This is a genomic window from Anabaenopsis arnoldii, assembly GCF_028331025.1.
GTDB classification, from domain to species: domain Bacteria; phylum Cyanobacteriota; class Cyanobacteriia; order Cyanobacteriales; family Nostocaceae; genus Anabaenopsis; species Anabaenopsis arnoldii.
Genome location: NZ_JAQMUH010000128.1, coordinates 1 through 19,268 on the forward strand (window position 1 = coordinate 1; position 19,268 = coordinate 19,268).

Sequence of the window (19,268 nt, forward strand, 5' to 3'; positions counted from 1 at the left end):
CCGATAAATGGATAGCCAAAAAAATACTGGCATACAATCGGAGGTAACAACTGGGAATTTGCAGTAAAGATGGATGACAAATTCATAAAACTGCATAGACACCCAGAAACCCCTATTGCACGTCATATCAAGGTTAAAGGCAACGCTTCGCCATTTGACGGTGATTGGGTGTACTGGAGTTCAAGAATGACAAACCATCCCGAAGCCAACAAAAGAGTATCGACTCTACTTAAGAGGCAAAAGGGTAAATGTCCAGAATGTGGGCACTACTTTAGGGACGGTGATGTAATGGAAGTTGACCACATCTTACCCATATCTAAAGGTGGAAAAGATGAATATAAGAATCTACAACTATTACACAGACATTGCCACGACAAGAAGACAGCCAGTGATGGAAGTCTTGTAGGTATTCATGACAAGAACCATATTACCGAGGAGCCGTATGAAGCGAAAGTTTCACGTACGGTTTTGTAGACGAGTCGGTTGGGTGACTGACCGGTTTAGTTTAATTGTTTTAATGTGACTATAGTTATATATTCAAACAAAAAAACTTAAGCCAGAAGTTTTTCATATTGTTGCAGCTAGCACTTTTGATACTAGGGACAGGTCAAAATGATGCTATGGCAATAGATATCTCACCAATTGCAGCACTCTTCAAGTAAATAGAAGACACATCCTCATATGATCAATCTTGTGCAGTGGCGAGGAAAGTCCCCCCTTGCATAGCGCAGATGAAATGCTTGTAAATATGCATCTGACATTCTTGCTCACCAGATAAAAAAGATTGATTAAGATTTGGTAAAGGAAAACGTTCAAACCATATCAATACAACTCCCACAAGCAGGATGATTTTCTTTTAGGTCAAATCAGCAAAATAATTTGCCTAATATGAAAAATTGCGTCATCATATTGTTAAGTTTAGTAAAATTACGGACTTAAATACTACAATAGTAAGAAGCACATAGCTAAACTATCAAATAGTGCATCTGTACTGCCAAATAGGAAAACACTTAGATGTGGTGCTGTAGCCTCAATGATTCCAGTACAACTTATCCTCAAAAACTTTCTCAGTTACCGTGATGCAACTTTAGATTTTAGCGGTTTGCATACGGCTTGTATTTGTGGTTCTAATGGTGCCGGTAAGTCTTCTCTGTTAGAAGCAATCACATGGGCAATTTGGGGTGAAAGCCGCGCTGGTGTTGAAGATGATGTGATTCATTCAGGGGCGAAAGAAGTTCGGGTGGATTATATTTTTCAATGTAACCAGCAAAAATATCGGGTGATTCGCACAAGAGTTAGGGGTGCTAGTGGTGTCCTAGAATTTCAAATTGAAACAACTTCTGGGTTTCGCGCCCTAACTGGTAAAGGTGTCAGAGCCACCCAGGACTTGATTTTACAACACATCAAGCTTGATTATGATACTTTTATTAATTCTGCCTACCTGCGTCAAGGTCGTGCTGACGAATTTATGATCAAGCGTCCCAGTGAACGCAAGGAAATTTTAGCAGAGTTATTAAAACTCAATCAATATGATCAACTCGAAGAAAGAGCAAAAGATGCATCTCGCCAGTTTAAGGCTAGGGCTGAGGAGTTAGAGCGTACTCTGGAGTCGAGTCAAATTCAGCTGCAACAACGGGAAGTAACCGCAGCCCAAAAAGCAGAATTGGAAACGCAACTCAACCAACTGCAACAGGTTCAGGCCTTTGAGAAGATTCAATTACAAAGTTTGCAACTTGTCGAGCATCAGCGCCAAAATTGGGAGCAACAACTTAATTTTTATAGGCAACAACAGCAAAATTTAACTCAAGATAGCGATCGCCTGCAACAGGAACAATCAGCAATTCAAACTCAGCTATCAGATTTAGAAGCAATATTAAATCAGGAACCTGAAATACATAACGGCTTTAGGCACTATCAAAATCTGGAGTTGCAAGAAGAAGCCTTAGCAACTAAGTTTCAAGAATACACCCGTGCAACGGCACTGCTGCAACAAAAGCAACAGCAACTAACTAGCCAAATTCACGAACTAGAAAGGGAACTACAACAAGTTGAAGGACAATTATTAGCCTTAGAACCCCAAGAGCGAGAAATTCAGGAAACTCTTCATAAATCTGCTGAAGTAGAAGCTGCTTTAGCACAACTGATATCCGCCCGTCGGCGTTTAACTCAATTAGATCAACTGCAAATGCAAGTTTCTCCTTTGTTACAACAACGGCAAAACCTGCAAACTCAACTGGATAAAGTTCATGCGGGGGTTGTAGCACGTCTAGAACAGTTACAAGCTAGAGAAAACCAACTAAAAAGCTCCTCACAACGTCAACAGCAACTACAACAAGCGGCCAGAGAGTTAGAAAGCCAGATTTCCCAAATGGAGAAAGATAAAGTTTACCTGCAACGAGTACAGGAAAAAGGACAGGAAAGACGGCACTTTATGGAACGTCTACAAGCTCAAGAACGGGAATATGAAAGATTATTGGGGGAGTTGGAGCAAAAATTGCAAATGCTCCGCACCCCTGATGCAATTTGTCCCTTGTGTGAGCGTCCTTTAGATGAACATCACTGGAATCGTGTCGTAGATAAAACTAAAGATGACTACAAGGATACTGAAGACCAGTTGTGGGTATTCCGGGAACAAAAGGCAGTATCAGATCGAGAAATTCAACTACTCAGACAGGAATATCGGGAAATACATCATAAATTGTCCCCTTATGATAATCTACGAGAACAAAGAGGTCAGTTAGCTGCACAACTGCAATCTATTAAGGACACTGAGCAAGAATTACAACAATTAGCTACTGAAAAGCGGCATTTAGAGCGATCGCTGGAAGTGGGTGATTACGCCCCAGATCAACAGGCGGAACTGCGACAATTAGATGAATATTTACAACAACTGAATTATAATGAGCAAGACCACGCTCTGGCTCGCAGTGAAGTAGAGCGGTGGCGGTGGGCAGAAATTAAACAAGGGCAAATTAAAGACGCAGCCAAGCGACAAGCGCAAATAGCCGCCCGCAAACCAGAATTACAAGGGAATATTGCCCAATTACACACTAAAATCCAGCAGGATAAAACTGATTCTGACTGTGCGAAACAAATTTCTCAACTTGAGCGTCAGATTGCCGAAATCGGTTACAGTTCAGAGCAACATAACAGCCTGCGCCAAGCTTTACGCCAAGCTCAATCTTGGCAATTGCGTTATCAGCAACTTTTATCAGCCCAGCAGCAGCATCCCCAACTCCAGCAACGATGGCAGGATTTAGACGCTTCTAGGAGGGAAAGATTGCAAGAACGGGAAAAACTCCTGACCCAAATTGCAAATATTACCGAACAGTTAGAGCAATCAGCCAATCCCACGGAGCAAATCAACGCTTTAGAGCAGAAAATTCACACACGCCGACAAGAACTTGATGATTATATATCACATCTGGGGCGTTTAGAACAGGTGATGTTACAATTGGCAAACCTGCAAACCCAGTATGAGGAACAACAGCAGGAACTACAAACTTGTAAGCAGCAACAACGAGTTTATCAGGAATTGGCGCAAGCATTTGGTAAAAATGGTATCCAAGCAATGATGATTGAGAACGTCTTACCTCAACTGGAAGCTGAGACCAATCAACTGTTATCGCGGTTGAGTGCTAATCAATTGCACGTACAATTTATTACTCAAAAAGCTGGGCGGAGTAGTAACGCCAAGAAGAAAAGCGCCAAGCTGATTGATACCTTAGATATTTTAATAGCCGATTCCAGGGGAACACGAGCCTATGAGACTTACTCCGGTGGCGAAGCGTTTAGAATTAACTTTGCTATCCGTTTAGCCCTAGCAAAATTACTGGCACAGAGGGCTGGTGCAGCGTTGCAATTATTAATTATAGATGAAGGCTTTGGTACACAGGATGCCGAAGGATGCGATCGCCTAATTGCCTCCATTAATACTATCGCCTCTGATTTTGCCTGTATCCTCACAGTTACCCATATGCCCCATCTTAAAGAAGCTTTTCAAGCCCGCATTGAGGTGAATAAAACTCAGCAAGGTTCCCAGGTAAGCTTATCAATTTAACTCTGAAAAAGTTCTGCCCACACCCCTGTGCCTAAAGTACGAGAAACCTAACTACGTTGCTGTTTCTGCAGGGGTTTTCAGCATTTTCATGATCAATTAATCAATTCGTTCCGTATTACCTATTCTTACCCAACCTTCCTGTTGGCTTTGAGTGCGAATTTTTTGCCATCTTTTATCCTGGCTTTCTTCCAAGATAATCAGTTCTTCATTCACCCCCACCCCAGCCACACGGGGAGCATCCAACGTTGGTTCAGCTCGCACACTTAAGCCTTCAGTCCAGGTCACACGGCCTCGGTAAGCCCCCGGTGGTAATGTTTCCGTGGGAGTTTCCGGGGGAGTTTCCGGGGGAGTTGGTTCAGGGGTGGATATAATATTTACCTCAGTTGTTTGAGGAGCTTCTTGTGGTAAAGACGTACGGTCATTTGCAAAAATAGGTTTAGGCGGGGAGATTAAATTTCGATTAATGAAATAAAATGCAACCGTAACACCGCTACCGATTAAAATAGCGATCGCTAAGAAAACTCCTAAGATAAATTTTAGTAAACTAGACAGCACAGTTAAAACCTCATCGTCAATGGTCAATAGTCAATAGTAATTCATAATTAAATATTGACCACTCCGATAAAAAATGTACTGGAGCAGCCAGTGTAAAATTACGGTAACTTGATGATAAAAAAAAGTGAGTGCCGCCTTACTATTGCTAATTATTCATCAAGGCTTTGATACACAGGATGCACAAAGATGCGATCGCCTCTGACTTTGCTTGTATCCTTACTGTTACGGATTGCTTCACTCCACTTCGTTCCGTATGGCTAACGCCAAGCTTCGCTAACGCAATGACGTTTTATCTTTAATTAAGTACGTTGACCTACTTAACATCCGAATGATTAATTACGTAACTTACCGAAAGTATCACCCAAAATATTGTGTTTCGAGGCTAAACGAGCCCTCCCAGATGCAGCCCATTCTTGTAATTGTTGAATTTGCTCCACAGCCGTTCGCGCCAGGGGTATAATCTGGCTCGCAGCTTCCAGAATATCATCAGTAGTAAAATCGCGGTTTTGACTAAATCCAATGTGCATGGCTTCAATCAAAGTTTGCTCAATTTCGGCTCCTGAAAAATCCGGCGTTTCATAAGCTAATCTCTCCACATCATAACCTTTGATTTTATGGGGGCGCAGTCGGGATAAATGAACGTTAAAAATTGCTTTTCTTTCATCTTGAGTAGGTAAACCCACAAAGAAAATTTCATCAAATCGCCCTTTACGCAACATTTCCGGGGGTAGGGCTTGGATATCATTAGCAGTGGAAACAACAAATACAGGCGAAGTTTTTTCAGCTAACCAGGTAATAAAAGTACCAAACACACGGCTAGTAGTACCTGCATCACCTTTACTACCCAGTCCGGAAAAAGCCTTATCAATCTCATCAATCCACAATACACAGGGGGCGAGGGCTTCTGCTACCTGAATCATTTGGCGAGTCCGTGATTCTGACTCACCCACTAAACCACCAAATAAGCGTCCTACATCTAAACGTAGTAGGGGTAAATGCCAGTGATGGGCGATCGCTTTTGCTGTTAAAGATTTACCTGTTCCTTGAATACCTAACAACATTAAACCACGAGGGTGGGGTAATCCGTACTGTCGCGCCTTATCAGTAAACGAGCCTCCCCGACGCAGTAACCAATCTTTGAGGTTATCTAGTCCCCCTATATCAGAAATTTGCTCAGTGGCTGGGTAAAAGTCCAGGATTTGGGTTTGGCGGATAGTTTGGCGCTTTTCCTCTAAAACTAAGTCTACATCCTCTGGTTGTAATTCTCCATGGGATGCGATGGCTCGCGCCAAAACCCGCCGTATCCGTTCCATGGACAGACCTTGACAGGAACGCACCAAGTCATCGATAACTTTCACCGATAGGGAATTATTACCAGTGCTTTGTACTAACCTTTCCACCTCAGCTTTAATTTCCGGCGCTGCGGGTAAAGGAAACTCCACCACCGTGAGAACTTCGGTTAAATCGTCAGGAATAGCAACCCGCGGCGACAGCAATACCAGATTTTTCGGTTGGGACTTCAGGAGTTTAGCTAAGTTGCGAAGTTTGCGGGCGATCGCCACATCATCTAAAAATCGATGATAATCACGTAAAATCAAGACAGCAGGGGCAGAAGCTGGCAACTTTTCCACAAATTCCAAAGCTTGCAACGGGTTACGCTTGCCAAACCCTGTATCATTGGGGTTTCCCTGGTAGCCATCCACAAAATCCCAGGTGTATACAGGACGGTTTCCTTGGTTTGCAGCTTCTTCCCGGATTGCGGCTTCTACCCGTTCCTCTTCATAAGTGGGGATATAAATCAAAGGGTAGCGGGCGCGTAGCAACAATTTAAATTCTTCACGAAAGTTCATAATTTTTCAAAACTTAAAAATATTTATTTAAAAAACCCGGCTCTCAGAAACCGGGTCTTAAGTTAGGTTAAACTAATAAATCCCTTTTCAGGCTGATCACAAGCACTACAACTTAAAACATTTACTCACCCCGGAAGTTGCTTTTTTAACGCTTCCAAAGAAGCCCAACGACTATCAACGGGCTTGTCTGAACTATCAACCTTAGCAGTCAAAATACCCGGACAATTGAGGTTACAAAGCTGGCGCTGAGGTAATTCCAAGCACATCTGCTCATATAACCACTCACTCGGATAAAAATAACCATCAGGTGAGAGGGTTTCCAGCAAATCTTCCATCACTACTTCCCTCTCTAAAGGTATATCCTGTATTTGATTAGCAGCTTCATCTAACCAAATAACTTCTTTGGTATTCACTATTAAACGATGGTTATATTGCTGCAAACAGCGGTTACAAGTACAAGTAACAATTGTTTCTGCTTTCCCAGATACTTCTAGGTAATTGCCATGATGCTCTATCCGCAAGCGACCACGAACAGGTGTTAAGCTTTCCAGACCAGGGAGAAACTCTTTAACTTCGATTTCCTCTCTCCGCTCCGGGGCTTTGGTAAGTTGGGGAATAAAAATTGCGTCCATAGGATTTCGATATAATCACGAACAGTTATATTTTGCTGTCACAAAAACCATAAAGCCGTCCCAGAAGGACGGGGTTTTTAACCCAAATTTCTCATAACTCTGTTTTAGCTTTTGAACAGAAGAGAAATTTTGTATTGACAAGGTTTTTATGATATATTCCGGTTTAAACCGGATTATTCAACTGTCGGCGCTGGACAGACCACCAAATGACGGTGCGGCTCTCGTCCACGGCTAAAAGTTTGCAAATCTGCAAATTCTTGGAAGAAAGAATGGATTTGCCGCCTTTCAGCAGCACTGAGAGACTTGATTTCTACTTCCCTACCAGAAGCGCGTACCTCCTCCGCTGCTGCTTCTGCCAAAGCGCGAATTTCCCCTTGTCTTTTGAGGCGGTACCCATTCAGATCAATGGTATAAGAGGCTTGTGACCCTGGGGGCTGGTTGAGGTTTAGCACCGAGTTGGCTAAATACTGAATCGCATCTAGCACTGAACCGTTAGCGCCAATTAAAACTTGGATTTGTTTCTGGGTCAGGTTAGTTTCATCAATAGTCAACCAGTAGCTATCTGTTTCTGGGAAATTGTCAAATTGAGAGGGGTCAGTTTCTAAATTCCCTTGAATCTCCGCAGGTGTTCCTGTTAGTCGCAGCAGGGTTTTTAACCACTGCTGCCCTCTGTGCATCCCACTGTCAAGCATCATCAACCTATAGTCTTTTTCTTAGAACTTTTGGGCTCAAATGGTAAACTTCTCTGTTCTGCTGCGGCTTCTTTCTCTTGGGTGGCCACAATTTGTTGTAGTCCCTCCGGTAGAGGTTCACGGGAGAGAATATAAGTTTGGGCAGTTTGGAAAATATTACCAATCACCATATACATTAATACCCCAGCTGGTAGGGGGAAGAACAAAAACATTCCAGAAAATATAACTGGTGTGATTTTGTTAACTGTATCTTGTTGGGGGTTACCACCACCAGAATTCTGCCCGGAAATCATTTGGCTGACATAAAGGCTGATGCCGAAAAATACGATCATCGAGACAATATCCCAGTGGACTTTACCATCAGGATCTATAGCACCAACTCTACCCAAAGCTTCTATAAACAAAAATCCTTTTTCTGCTGCTAGTCCAGGAATTGAGCCTTGAATGGTCACGTCTCCTGGTTCCAAGGCTTCTATATTGCCCTGGGCATCTATTTTGACCCTCTCTTCCCCTTTCATGACTTTCCATTGAGGAATCAGGTTATTTTCTGGGTGTTCTGCTAAAAGCGCCTGAAATGGTTTACCATCAAGAGTTTGATATTGGATCTTAGTTTTTTCTCCTACGGCTAATTTGTTACCCCCAGGTAGAATAGCAGTGACACGAACGTGCTCTCCATCAGCAATGTAGATGTTTTGGGGAGCGGTAGCAAAGGCCTGGGGTTGAATTCGTTCAATTTGTTCAGCCGGAAAAATTTGCAGGTTAACGCTGTAGTTTGCACCAGCAAAAGGTGAACCCCGCAATGTGGCAAACAGCGCTAATAATACTGGCATTTGCAGCAATAGGGGCAGACATCCTGCTAATGGGTTACCAAATTCTTTTTGGACATTGACCATTTCCTCTTGCTGCTTTTGCTGATCGTCCTTATACCGCTCTTTAATTTCTGCCATCCGCTTCTGCATCAGAGGTTGCACAATTCGCATTTTCCGCATATTACGAATTGAACCAGCACTCAGGGGATAGAGCGCGAAGCGGATTATCAATGTCAAGGCAACGATCGCCAATCCATAGCTAGGCACAATCCCATAGAAAAAATCTATGATTGGCAGCATCACGTTGTTTGAGAGAAACCCGATACCAAAATCCATTATTCTGAATTAAACCTGAGTTACTGTAAACTAATCTGAATGTGACATACTCCTACACTTGTGTGCAGGCCGCCCAGAGAATCCCGCTGTTGCACAGGAGGCTCTCGGCTCTAAGAACGGAATGCCATCCCGCTCTATTTTTTATATTTATAGCTTACTAGATTAAAGTAAGTGTTGCCTTCGCTAGTCCCTACTATTTTGTAGAAACGCGACGAATCGCGTCTCTATTACTGCTATATAAAACCTAGACAAAGCTAGACTTTACTTTCTACTTCAACGGGAGCATGGGAGCGGTTATCCCTTAGTAGACTTGCACGCCTTAGCCAGACGCGATATTTCTCAAGTTAAGATTTCCAAGAAAGACTACCGCTATCATTGCTTGGTTTTCGCGTTGGCAATAGTCTTAATTCAATACTTGATATCGTAGGATTATATATCAAGTGGGCGATTTTCTTAACTCACTTATGTCAATACTTGTCAACATAAGTATAGCTTTGTCTATAAAATAGTCAGCTTAGGACTAGCTCCCTATTACTTGTCAGCCGCAGCGCTATATAGGGGATTTTTAGCTTTAACTCTTTCATTGATGTAGTCATAAGTCTGGCGGAAATTGGGAACAGCCCGCATTTCTAGGCGACTACCATTTCTGAGGGTTAATACCATATCTCCCCAAAAGCCAATGCCACGGGGAACTTTGACAATTTTCACAATCTCTGAATAAATGATATCCGTGCGATCGCCTCCTCTCCAACCTCCCGTTACGGAAATCCGGCGGTCAGTGATGCGGAAACGTAGCCATAATGCTCTGACAATGGCTCCCACAGTCAATGGTAGCCCGACGACAGTTAGTCCAATCAACACATTGAGGATTAAGTCCCCGATGTGGGGGCCTCCCTCATAATAAACTTCTTCACGAATGCCCATCAAACACCTCAGCTTTTACCAACAACTCTTTTAATTCTTGCAGAAATTGCTGGCTTACGCACTGAGATTCTGCTGCTGCTGGTTTGACAACAATGACTAGCCGCCAACCTGGAAACAATTTTGGCAATAGCTCATGCAGTGCAGCTGTAATCTGGCGTTTGATCCGATTACGAATTACTGCTTTTTTGCTGACTTTTGTGCTAATAGAAACGCCAAATTTTGTGCTCGATAGTGGCTGCTCACTGATTACAGTATCCAAGGAAGGCTTTTTCAACCCTGAAGGTTTTAAAGCTCTCAATGTGAAATGAGAACTGTGACGACGAATTCCTTCCCGGAAAACTGCTTGGAAATCTTTTCGAGATTTTAATCGATTTGCTTTGGGCAAAGCCACATCTGGTCTTCTTGAAATTTCCTAAACGCTCAGACGATGACGTCCCCTTTTTCTTCTGGATCGGATCACATTTCTTCCTGTTGGTGTCTGCATCCTAGCCCGAAAACCAGAAGTTCTTTTTCTTTTACGGCAAGTGCCGCCCAGGGTCCTCTTCATCCCGTTCTCCTCTTAGGCGATTTTTATAAAAAGTTACAATCCCTTACTATATCACTTCCAGAACTAAAAATGATATTTTTTTTAAATGTCCTCAACAATTAATCAGGCGGGTTGATCAAGACCATCGTTAATAATTAAGCAAATCTGTGATATCTTCCGTAGCCTAGGCATACCCGCCCTTAGTAAAAATGATTGCTCAAGAGATACTCAAAACCCAGGTTCCCACATAACGCTCTAAGGGTAAATCCCCAGGAGAGAGAATCTGACAGTTAAAATAATACATCCCCCCAAAACTCGGTGTTTTGACGTCTGACAGCACTAACTCAACTTCTCCTCCGGCTGCTACCGGCTTTTGGGGGAAAATTTCTATACGGCGAGCTTCTTTGTTCCATTTGACTTCATCTAGGGGAACTTTTTCACCTTTGACTTTGACCTCCACTTTGTTCGGGTCGAAACTTCCTTCGTAATAATCTGGGTAGCTAACCACAAACTGAGATGCGGCTAAGTTCATTTTTTTGGCTGGTATTCGCAGTCTGAATCGCTCCCAGCTATTAGCCTGTCCGCCAAAGTCTAATCTAAAGGGAAGCTGATTTTTACTGCTAACGCCGCCAAATAGCGTCAGTCCCGGTAAGCCTTGAGCTACAGTTATGACTGGAAACCCAGTCAACAAAGAGCTAGTGACGGCTAGAGCCGAAACAAGTCTCACAAGCAGTTGACGATCACAACCAGGAAATTGTAAATTTTGCATAGTCTAGGTTTCCTCCACCAGAAAACAGGTTAGTGATATAAACTAAGTCTTGAGTCCTCTTAACTCAACTTTACTACTGACACCCTGGTAATTGACGTTAAATTGAAGCAAAAAGTGCCATCACTCTTGAAAGCTTAAGTTTTACTCAAAATATAGAAATCCGGTTTGGTTTCTGAATTGATTTGTCTAGGTAGGGAACAGGGAACAGGGAACAGGGAACAGGTAAGAAGAATTGCCATGTGTACTGAGTCTTGTTCAAAAATCAAATAGGAGTCCTATATATAGTTATAATTTAGACTAAGTAGAAATCAATTTTGTTGCTAAATATTTCTAAATACATCTAATTCCAAAGGTTTTGTGATAAAAACTGATCTATCTAGTAAGCGATTGCGCACCAGCGCAGTGCTGGGGGCATTGGCCAATCAAGGGATAGATTGAGGAAAATGAGCTTGATTCAAAGCAGCAATCATTAAAAAATAACGCTAAAAAAATATGTAAAGAAAGAATACTAAAATTTTGCAATGCCTAAAACAAACTAAAGAGAAAGATGCAAAATTAGTAATCAATTTAGGATTTGTAATATGTGAATCTATTTGTGACTATCGGCAAGTGTCAAATCTGCAAGGGGCGAAGTGAGGTTACAACACAGAAAAGCAAAAGTATTTAAGGGTTTATCTACCAGGAAAAGCCATCTCAGACAGTGACGCCCAAAAAAGAGGTATTTATCTCCAGGAGATTTCATGAAAATAGCAGTTGCTAAAGAAATTGAAGTTTGTGAACGACGTGTGGCATTAAATCCTGACACCGTTACCCGGTTAGTGAAACAAGGTTTGGAAGTATGGGTAGAAAAAGGTGCGGGAGAAGGCTCTTGTTTTAGCGATTCTGCCTACGAAGCAGCAGGAGCAACAGTTATAACTGATCCAGCTAAATTATGGAGTGAAGCAGATATTGTACTCAAAGTTAGCCCACCAAAAGAGCGAGAAAATGGCGGCTCAGAAATAGAATTACTGCGACAGGGATCTGTGTTAATCAGTTTCCTTAATCCTTTGGGAAATCCCGCAGTAGTACAGGAACTAGCAAATCGGCACATTACAGCTTTGAGTATGGAGATGATCCCCCGTACGACCAGAGCGCAAAGTATGGATGCTTTGTCTTCCCAAGCTTCACTAGCAGGATATAAAGCAGTATTAATTGCCGCTGCTGCATTACCTAAATATTTCCCGATGCTGACCACAGCCGCCGGCACGATCGCCCCAGCTAAAGTATTTATTATGGGGGCTGGTGTAGCGGGATTGCAAGCGATCGCCACAGCCAGACGCTTAGGTGCGGTAGTAGAAGCCTTTGATATTCGTCCCGCAGTCAAAGAAGAAGTGCAAAGTCTGGGGGCGAAATTCGTCGAAGTCAAACTCGAAGAAGAAACAACTGCAGCGGGAGGATATGCCAAAGAAATTTCCGAAGCTAGTAAACAACGTACCCAGGAAGTTGTGGCGGAACACGTGAAAAATGCCGATGTCGTGATTACCACCGCCCAAGTACCCGGGAGAAAAGCACCAAGACTAGTAACAGAGGAAATGGTAGCACAAATGAAACCGGGTTCAGTAATTGTAGATCTAGCAGCCGAACAAGGGGGTAACTGTGCTTGCACCCAAGCAGGTAAAGATATTCTCTGGAATGGCGTGACGATTATTGGCCCCATCAACTTACCCTCATCAATGCCAGTTCACGCTAGCCAGCTGTATTCTAAGAACTTAACATCCTTGCTGCAATTATTAATCAAAGATAAAACTCTACAAGTAGATTTTGCTGACGACATCATTGATGCGGCTTGCATTACCCACGCCGGGGAAATTCGCAATCAAAGAGTGCAGGATGCGCTAAAAGCTTTGAGTCCTCAAATCGGCACTTAACTAACCGCCCCTCAAAACCTATCTGTGTGCATCTGTGGTTACAAACAGGAGATTTCAGTTCATGACCGAAGCATTACTCGCTGCTTTATTTGTATTTGTTTTGGCATCCTTTATTGGCTTTGAAGTGATCAACAAAATCCCACCGACTTTACACACCCCCTTAATGTCAGGCTCCAATGCCATTTCTGGTATTGCTGTATTAGGGGCAATTGTAGCTGCTGGTGCTAAAGATACCAGTATATCAGTAATTCTCGGTTTAATTGCTGTGGTACTAGCGACAGTTAACGTTGTCGGTGGTTTTCTCGTCACAGATCGGATGTTGCAAATGTTCAAGAAAAAGGAAGTTAAGGCGTGAGCGATTTTCTACCAACTGGGATTCAGCTGACGTACCTGGTCGCTGCATCATTATTTATCCTGGGTTTAAAGAAACTGGGTTCCCCAGCTACAGCACGTAACGGTAACGTGATCTCGGCTGTGGGGATGCTGCTGGCCATTGTCGCCACACTCTTAGATCAGCAGGTACTCAACTATGAGATGATTTTAGTCGGCTTGGCTATTGGTGCCGGAATTGGTGCGATCGCCGCTTACAAAGTCCAAATGACGGAAATGCCCCAAATGGTGGGTTTACTTAATGGTTTAGGTGGTGCTGCTTCCGCACTCATCGCCGTTGCCGAGTTCTGGCGGTTAATTGGCAATGCCCAACCCATACCTCTAGATGTAAACATTTCCATTTTACTGGATGTCTTAATCGGTGGTGTCACCTTAACAGGTAGTTTTATCGCCTTCGCCAAATTGCAAGGTTTAATCAGTGGCTCTCCCATTAAATTACCTTTCCAACAACCATTTAACCTCGCCCTACTGGCTGCCTACTTAGTAGGTAGTGTCTATTTAATCATCACACCCGACAGCCTACCCATATTCTTCGCCGTGGTAGGAGTTTCTTTAGTATTGGGTGTTATGTTCGTCCTCCCCATTGGTGGGGGCGATATGCCTGTAGTCATTTCCCTATTAAACTCCCTATCTGGGATAGCAGCCGCAGCCGCAGGGTTTGTGGTCATGAACAATATGTTGATTATCGCTGGCGCACTGGTGGGCGCATCGGGTTTAATCCTCACCCAGATTATGTGTAAAGCGATGAATCGTTCATTATTTAACGTGCTGTTTGGTGCCTTTGGTGGGGAAGCGTCCGCTCCTAGTGGTGGCGGTGCTACAGGTACTACAACCAATCAAACAGTCCGCAGCATTGACCCCGAAGAAGGAGCAATGATGTTAGGTTATGCTCGTAACGTCGTCATTGTCCCTGGTTATGGTATGGCTGTAGCCCAAGCCCAGCACACTGTCAGGGAATTAGCAGATCAATTAGAACGCATGGGCGTTGATGTTAAGTATGCTATTCACCCCGTCGCCGGTCGAATGCCGGGGCATATGAATGTGTTACTCGCAGAAGCCAATGTGCCTTATACCCAGTTGTATGACATGGATGATATCAATCCCCAATTGGAAGGGGCGGATGTGGCTTTAGTAATTGGTGCCAATGATGTGGTCAATCCAGCAGCCCGCAGCGATACCAATAGCCCCATTTATGGTATGCCGATTTTGGAAGTAGATCGGGCAAAGCAGACAATTGTCATTAAGCGCGGCATGAGTACGGGTTTTGCCGGTGTAGATAATGAATTATTCTACAAAGAAAAAACTACCATGCTTTTTGGTAGCGCCAAAGATATGGTTTCTAAGTTGGTTTCCGAGGTAAAGCAGCTTTAAGGACTATTTTCAAGGGTCAGCTTGCCCTGGGAGGTATCATGTTCCTGGGGCAAGTTTTTTCTGCCAAGATTATTTGACAACAGATCAATCTAATATGCCTAATGATAGAAGCTAATCAAAATGTAAAATTTTGAAATTGAACTAAGTCTCGATGACCAAAAATGCCCGATAATCAATATTGTTGAATTTGTCTGCTGACACAGCACATTTCATCTGGGTGAGGTAAATCAATAGCTGGCAAAACTTCGCCGTCAGCGCTCAGTCGATAGCTTGTGTAGGCTAGCCATAAGCAGCCCGCAACACTACACTTTGATCAGAAAATATGCTGTCAACCCACTACATAACAAACTGCACAAGATGGATGGGTCAAATTTTATGGATCTAAGAAAAATTTAGATTTTGATTTTCAGAATTTGGTCTTTGAAAACAACAAAGATTAAATAATCAGGGTGTGTCATTACTCAGTATATTTATATGTTATCAAAACAAGAACGTCAAATAGATTTTGTAGGTAATATCCCTTTTATATCAGTTCATATTGGTGGATTATTGATTTTTTGGGTAGGTTTTAGTTGGACTGCTTTAATTACTTGTTTATTATTATGGTTTGTGCGGATGTTTGGCATCACCGCCGGATACCACCGTTATTTTTCACACCGTACTTATCAAACAACCCGTTTTTTTCAGTTTATTCTGGCGGTTTTAGGTAATGCTTCGGCGCAGTTAGGCCCATTATGGTGGGCTGCACATCATCGTCATCACCACAACTATGCAGATACAGAACAAGATATTCATTCCCCCATTATTCATGGTGGCTGGTGGTCACATATTGGTTGGGTAGTCTCTCCTCAATATTCTCAGACTGATGAACGCAAGATCCGAGATTTTGCCAAATACCCAGAGTTACAGTATTTAAACCGTTTTCATATGCTGGTGCCTATCTTGCTAGCAATCGCCGTTACTGTTATCGGCATATTGTTTCAGATTTATCTTCCTGGCCTACAAACATCTGGTTTGCAGATGCTTATCTGGGGGTTCTGTTTAAGTACTGTCCTGGTTTATCACTCAACTTTTACAATTAATTCTCTCGCCCATATCGTTGGTTACCGTCGTTTTAATACCTCGGATAATAGTCGCAATAATCTGTTTTTAGCTTTAATTACTTTAGGTGAAGGTTGGCATAATAATCATCATTATTATCCCGCATCAGAACGTCAAGGTTTCTATTGGTGGGAAATAGATATTACTCATTACATTCTTACCCTATTATCATGGCTGGGAATTGTTTGGAATTTAAGAACTCCTCCTCAAACAATTTATGACCAGTCTCATAGTTAAGCTAAAAAGTAGTATTACCACCTTTTCGGATGTGATACTTGCGCCAACTCAAATAGGAGAAATACTCAAAAATGGTGTAGGAACATGATTAAATCACGTCCCTACAAATAATGAATTATCGTCGTTTGGGAGAAGTGCGTCGCAGTTCGCGTTTTTCCTCTTCTCGGCGACGGCGATCGCGCCAATCTGCTAAGGTCAGATAACCAACCCCACCAGTCACCGCTACCAGCAGCAGCAAGGCCAGTAAGGCCAAAATATTTAGGAATGGATTTTCCACGATTCCCCTATAGTCCGTTACGTCCCCACACTACCATCGCAATTGACCAAGTAAACACAACCAACAGCGATACCCAACCAAGTGTTAAAGTTGCCATAGTCTTACACTTTCTCAATAATTACAAAACGTCTCTAATACCCATAATAATGTCAAAGGGCTGCATAAACAAAAGCCAAGGAAACTTCAGATATGCAAACCATGGCCGAGCGCCTAGAATCTCTCAAAGCTGGAATAATTTCGGCTATTTCCTTAAGTCTTGCCTTCCTAATTACTAATTTGGTAAATACTCTGGTGTTGGTAAAATATTTTCCCACACTGGCAAGTCTATATACAAGTATAAACTTCCCTTGGTGGCTCAGTGGCGGAATCGCCGCCTTGTCTGGTTTCCTCTTTGGTGTTACCTATCGCTACATTATCCGCACAGATAACAACACTCAACTAAAATCCGGTGCTGTACTGGCTTTCGGTCTCGTGCGTGGCTTAACGCAGATCAACTCTACCGAGAATATTATACCTGATTTAGTCCAAGCCGGGGAAAGTATACTTTGGTTCGCCATGGGGGCGATCGCCCTTGATACAGCTATACAAATCCGCTGGGTTAAACCTTTCCCCTCCACAAATGATAGGGAGCAACTAAACTAAGATTCATACACAATTTCTGTTCCCTCTTCATAGCGATCGCCCCTTAGTACAGTCAACCGTCAACCGTCAACCGTCAACCGTCAACCGTCAACAGATGCAAACACCCAATCTGATTAAAACCCCCTCTTTTATCCAAAAAGTACAGTGGGTAGCTGACCCTGTAGGGTATATGGAAACAGCAGCTCAACAATATCCTGATATTTTCTCCGCCCAAGTGGTGGGGTTTGGTAACAACCTGGTATTTGTTAACCATCCCCAGGGCGTGCAAGAAATTTTAACCAATGACCGTAAGAAATTTGTTGCTGGTGGTAAAGAGAATAGAATTTTACAACCCTTACTAGGTGACTATTCGGTGATTATGCTCGAAGGCGATCGCCATCGTCAGCGACGAAAATTAGTCATGCCGTCTTTTCATGGCGATCGCATGCGAAACTATGGTGAAATCATCAGGGAAATTACCACCAAAGTCTGGAGCCAACTACCCACAAACCAACCCTTCACCACCCGCACCGCCACCCAGAATATTTCCTTACAAGTTATCTTACAGACCGTTTTCGGCGTATATGAAGGAGAACGCAGCCAACAACTGCTAAAAAATCTCTCATTAATCGCGGATATATTTCGCTCACCATTAACTTCTAGTTTTCTATTTTTCCCCTCTCTGCAAACAGATTTAGGACCATGGAGTCCTTGGGGTAATTTTTTACGCAATAGACAAAAAGTAGACCAGTTAATTTACGCAGAAATCCGCGAACGCCGACAACAAACCGATGAGAATCGTATTGATATTCTCTCCTTGCTCATGTCAGCAAAAGATGAAAACGGTAACTCAATGACAGACCAAGAGTTACGCGACGAATTAATGACCCTGTTATTCGCCGGTTATGAAACCACAGCCACCGCCATGGCTTGGGGATTATATTGGATTCATAAACACCCCGAAATTAAAGAAAAACTGCTCCAAGAACTGCATACCCTGGGTGATACACCAGACCCCATGAGTATATTCCGGTTACCTTATCTCACCGCTGTTTGTAATGAGACCTTACGGATTCATCCAGTAGCCATGTTAACCTTTCCCAGAGTAGTCAAAGAACCTGTAGAACTCCTAGGATATGCTTTAGCACCGGGGACAGTATTAATGGGCTGTATCTATCTCATTCACAAACGGCAAGATTTATACCCCGAACCCAAGCAGTTTAAACCCGAAAGATTTCTGGAACGTCAATATTCCCCCTATGAATTTATGCCTTTTGGTGGCGGTGTCCGGCGCTGCTTAGGTGAAGCCTTAGCCGTGTTTGAAATGAAACTAGTATTAGCCACCATCTTATCCCGCTATGAACTCGCACTAGCTGATACCAAACCAGAAATACCCCAACGTCGGGGTGTAACTTTAGCCCCCAGTCGTGGGGTGAAGATGCTGATCAAACGCCAACTTGCACCCCAACCATCCCCCCAATTAATTTAAAATAGGACTTTATCCATTGACAAAATAACAAAGGGGACATCAATTGAATGGAAACTTGAATCCCTAGGGCTACGGTTTCTCCCTCCTCTTTGTCCCCACTCGCTGGGGACATTAATCGAATGGAAACTTAACTCCTGTTGCAAATATTTATTTATTTATATTTTTTTTGTATTTGTTTATAGTTTTTTAGAGAGCGATCGCCCTGATTCGATTTAATGGTATAAATACTATCAACAAGTCTTGACTATGCAGATTAGTGAAGAAATCACAATCAAAGCGATCGCCTCTTACAGATTACTATCATCGCATTTTCAACACTATCCCAACCAAGGCCACGGACAAGCGATAAGCAAAGATTAAGCCTTTTCTACAGCGATCGCTTGAATCGGTTGGTGCTGATTGGGGTTGATACTGGCTATCAGGGTGAAGGCTTTATGAGATGGGTGATGGATACGTACCACTGGGTTTTGCAGGTTACACGTCGTCCGGTTAATACTAAAGGCTTTGTTCTGTTACCAAAGCGTTGGGTTGTCGAGCGTAGTTTTGGTTGGTTTAATCGCCTCTAAGTTAATATACATGCTGATTGAGCGCAGTCGAAACCCGGTGGTTGAGCGCAGTCGAAACCCGGTGGTTGAGCGCAGTCGAAACCCGGTGGTTGAGCGCAGTCGAAACCCGGTGGTTGAGCGCAGTCGAAACCCAGTGGTTGAGCGCAGTCGAAACCC

Annotated in this window: 20 protein-coding genes; 9 read left to right on the forward strand and 11 right to left on the reverse strand. The window is 43.1% G+C overall.

Annotated elements, in window-relative coordinates:
- Nucleotides 1-186: 186 nt before the first annotated feature.
- Both PN457_RS11390 and sbcC read left to right on the forward strand, forming a co-directional pair.
- Entirely contained in the window at nucleotides 187-474 is a 288-nt protein-coding gene (locus tag PN457_RS11390; RefSeq protein ID WP_271733431.1) for an HNH endonuclease, read from the forward strand.
- 559 nt (nucleotides 475-1,033) lie between these two features.
- Nucleotides 1,034-4,060: an exonuclease subunit SbcC gene (sbcC, locus tag PN457_RS11395; RefSeq protein ID WP_271733432.1), complete on the forward strand. Its 3,027-nt coding sequence runs from the start codon at nucleotides 1,034-1,036 to the stop codon at nucleotides 4,058-4,060.
- 96 nt (nucleotides 4,061-4,156) lie between these two features.
- On the opposite strand, the gene PN457_RS11400 is transcribed toward sbcC, so the two are convergent.
- The 9 genes from PN457_RS11400 to PN457_RS11440 form a co-directional block, all read right to left on the reverse strand.
- The gene (locus tag PN457_RS11400) at nucleotides 4,157-4,642 is read right to left on the reverse strand and encodes an SH3 domain-containing protein (RefSeq protein ID WP_417006602.1); all 486 of its coding nucleotides are present in this window, start codon (nucleotides 4,640-4,642) and stop codon (nucleotides 4,157-4,159) included.
- Between the two features lie 305 nt (nucleotides 4,643-4,947).
- Nucleotides 4,948-6,465: an AAA family ATPase gene (locus tag PN457_RS11405; RefSeq protein ID WP_271733433.1), complete on the reverse strand. Its 1,518-nt coding sequence runs from the start codon at nucleotides 6,463-6,465 to the stop codon at nucleotides 4,948-4,950.
- A 125-nt stretch (nucleotides 6,466-6,590) separates the two neighbouring features.
- Nucleotides 6,591-7,097 (reverse strand): YceD family protein, encoded by a 507-nt coding sequence (locus PN457_RS11410; protein WP_271733434.1) that lies wholly within the window; start codon nucleotides 7,095-7,097, stop codon nucleotides 6,591-6,593.
- 173 nt (nucleotides 7,098-7,270) lie between these two features.
- Nucleotides 7,271-7,792 (reverse strand): Jag family protein, encoded by a 522-nt coding sequence (locus tag PN457_RS11415; RefSeq protein ID WP_417006603.1) that lies wholly within the window; start codon nucleotides 7,790-7,792, stop codon nucleotides 7,271-7,273.
- The gene (yidC, locus tag PN457_RS11420) at nucleotides 7,792-8,934 is read right to left on the reverse strand and encodes a membrane protein insertase YidC (protein WP_271733435.1); all 1,143 of its coding nucleotides are present in this window, start codon (nucleotides 8,932-8,934) and stop codon (nucleotides 7,792-7,794) included. Before yidC ends, PN457_RS11415 begins: the two co-directional genes overlap by 1 nt.
- 531 nt (nucleotides 8,935-9,465) lie before the next feature.
- A complete protein-coding gene (locus tag PN457_RS11425; RefSeq protein ID WP_271733437.1) occupies nucleotides 9,466-9,858 on the reverse strand; it encodes a PH domain-containing protein in 393 nt (130 codons plus the stop codon).
- The gene (rnpA, locus tag PN457_RS11430) at nucleotides 9,845-10,249 is read right to left on the reverse strand and encodes a ribonuclease P protein component (protein ID WP_271733438.1); all 405 of its coding nucleotides are present in this window, start codon (nucleotides 10,247-10,249) and stop codon (nucleotides 9,845-9,847) included. The genes PN457_RS11425 and rnpA overlap by 14 nt, the downstream gene beginning before the upstream one ends.
- Before the next feature lie 21 nt (nucleotides 10,250-10,270).
- Nucleotides 10,271-10,405, reverse strand: a complete 135-nt coding sequence (gene rpmH, locus PN457_RS11435) for a 50S ribosomal protein L34 (RefSeq protein WP_271733439.1) — start codon at nucleotides 10,403-10,405, stop codon at nucleotides 10,271-10,273.
- A gap of 196 nt (nucleotides 10,406-10,601) precedes the next feature.
- Nucleotides 10,602-11,153 carry a DUF2808 domain-containing protein gene (locus tag PN457_RS11440; protein WP_271733440.1) on the reverse strand — a complete coding sequence of 184 codons (552 nt, stop codon included), beginning with the start codon at nucleotides 11,151-11,153 and terminating at the stop codon, nucleotides 10,602-10,604.
- Between the two features lie 740 nt (nucleotides 11,154-11,893).
- On the opposite strand from PN457_RS11440, the gene PN457_RS11445 reads away from it, so the two are divergent.
- The 4 genes from PN457_RS11445 to PN457_RS11460 all read left to right on the forward strand — a co-directional run bounded on the left by PN457_RS11445 (nucleotide 11,894) and on the right by PN457_RS11460 (nucleotide 16,159).
- Nucleotides 11,894-13,060 (forward strand): Re/Si-specific NAD(P)(+) transhydrogenase subunit alpha, encoded by a 1,167-nt coding sequence (locus PN457_RS11445; RefSeq protein ID WP_271733441.1) that lies wholly within the window; start codon nucleotides 11,894-11,896, stop codon nucleotides 13,058-13,060.
- A gap of 61 nt (nucleotides 13,061-13,121) precedes the next feature.
- Entirely contained in the window at nucleotides 13,122-13,415 is a 294-nt protein-coding gene (locus PN457_RS11450) for an NAD(P) transhydrogenase subunit alpha part 2 (RefSeq protein ID WP_271733442.1), read from the forward strand.
- The gene (locus PN457_RS11455) at nucleotides 13,412-14,821 is read left to right on the forward strand and encodes an NAD(P)(+) transhydrogenase (Re/Si-specific) subunit beta (protein WP_271733444.1); all 1,410 of its coding nucleotides are present in this window, start codon (nucleotides 13,412-13,414) and stop codon (nucleotides 14,819-14,821) included. Before PN457_RS11450 ends, PN457_RS11455 begins: the two co-directional genes overlap by 4 nt.
- Before the next feature lie 474 nt (nucleotides 14,822-15,295).
- Nucleotides 15,296-16,159: an acyl-CoA desaturase gene (locus tag PN457_RS11460; protein ID WP_271733446.1), complete on the forward strand. Its 864-nt coding sequence runs from the start codon at nucleotides 15,296-15,298 to the stop codon at nucleotides 16,157-16,159.
- A 115-nt stretch (nucleotides 16,160-16,274) separates the two neighbouring features.
- On the opposite strand, the gene PN457_RS11465 is transcribed toward PN457_RS11460, so the two are convergent.
- Nucleotides 16,275-16,436, reverse strand: coding sequence for a hypothetical protein (locus PN457_RS11465; RefSeq protein ID WP_271733447.1), 162 nt, complete (start codon nucleotides 16,434-16,436; stop codon nucleotides 16,275-16,277).
- Nucleotides 16,437-16,443: 7 nt separating this feature from the next.
- Entirely contained in the window at nucleotides 16,444-16,533 is a 90-nt protein-coding gene (gene petN / locus PN457_RS11470; RefSeq protein ID WP_006195543.1) for a cytochrome b6-f complex subunit PetN, read from the reverse strand.
- Nucleotides 16,534-16,634: 101 nt separating this feature from the next.
- On the opposite strand from petN, the gene PN457_RS11475 reads away from it, so the two are divergent.
- From PN457_RS11475 to PN457_RS18330, 3 genes are all read left to right on the forward strand, one after another.
- Entirely contained in the window at nucleotides 16,635-17,078 is a 444-nt protein-coding gene (locus PN457_RS11475) for a hypothetical protein (protein ID WP_271733451.1), read from the forward strand.
- Between the two features lie 94 nt (nucleotides 17,079-17,172).
- On the forward strand, nucleotides 17,173-18,546 hold the full coding sequence (locus PN457_RS11480; protein ID WP_271733448.1) for a cytochrome P450: 1,374 nt from the start codon (nucleotides 17,173-17,175) through the stop codon (nucleotides 18,544-18,546).
- 446 nt (nucleotides 18,547-18,992) lie between these two features.
- The gene (locus PN457_RS18330) at nucleotides 18,993-19,112 is read left to right on the forward strand and encodes a transposase (RefSeq protein WP_334310760.1); all 120 of its coding nucleotides are present in this window, start codon (nucleotides 18,993-18,995) and stop codon (nucleotides 19,110-19,112) included.
- Nucleotides 19,113-19,268 lie beyond the last annotated feature (156 nt).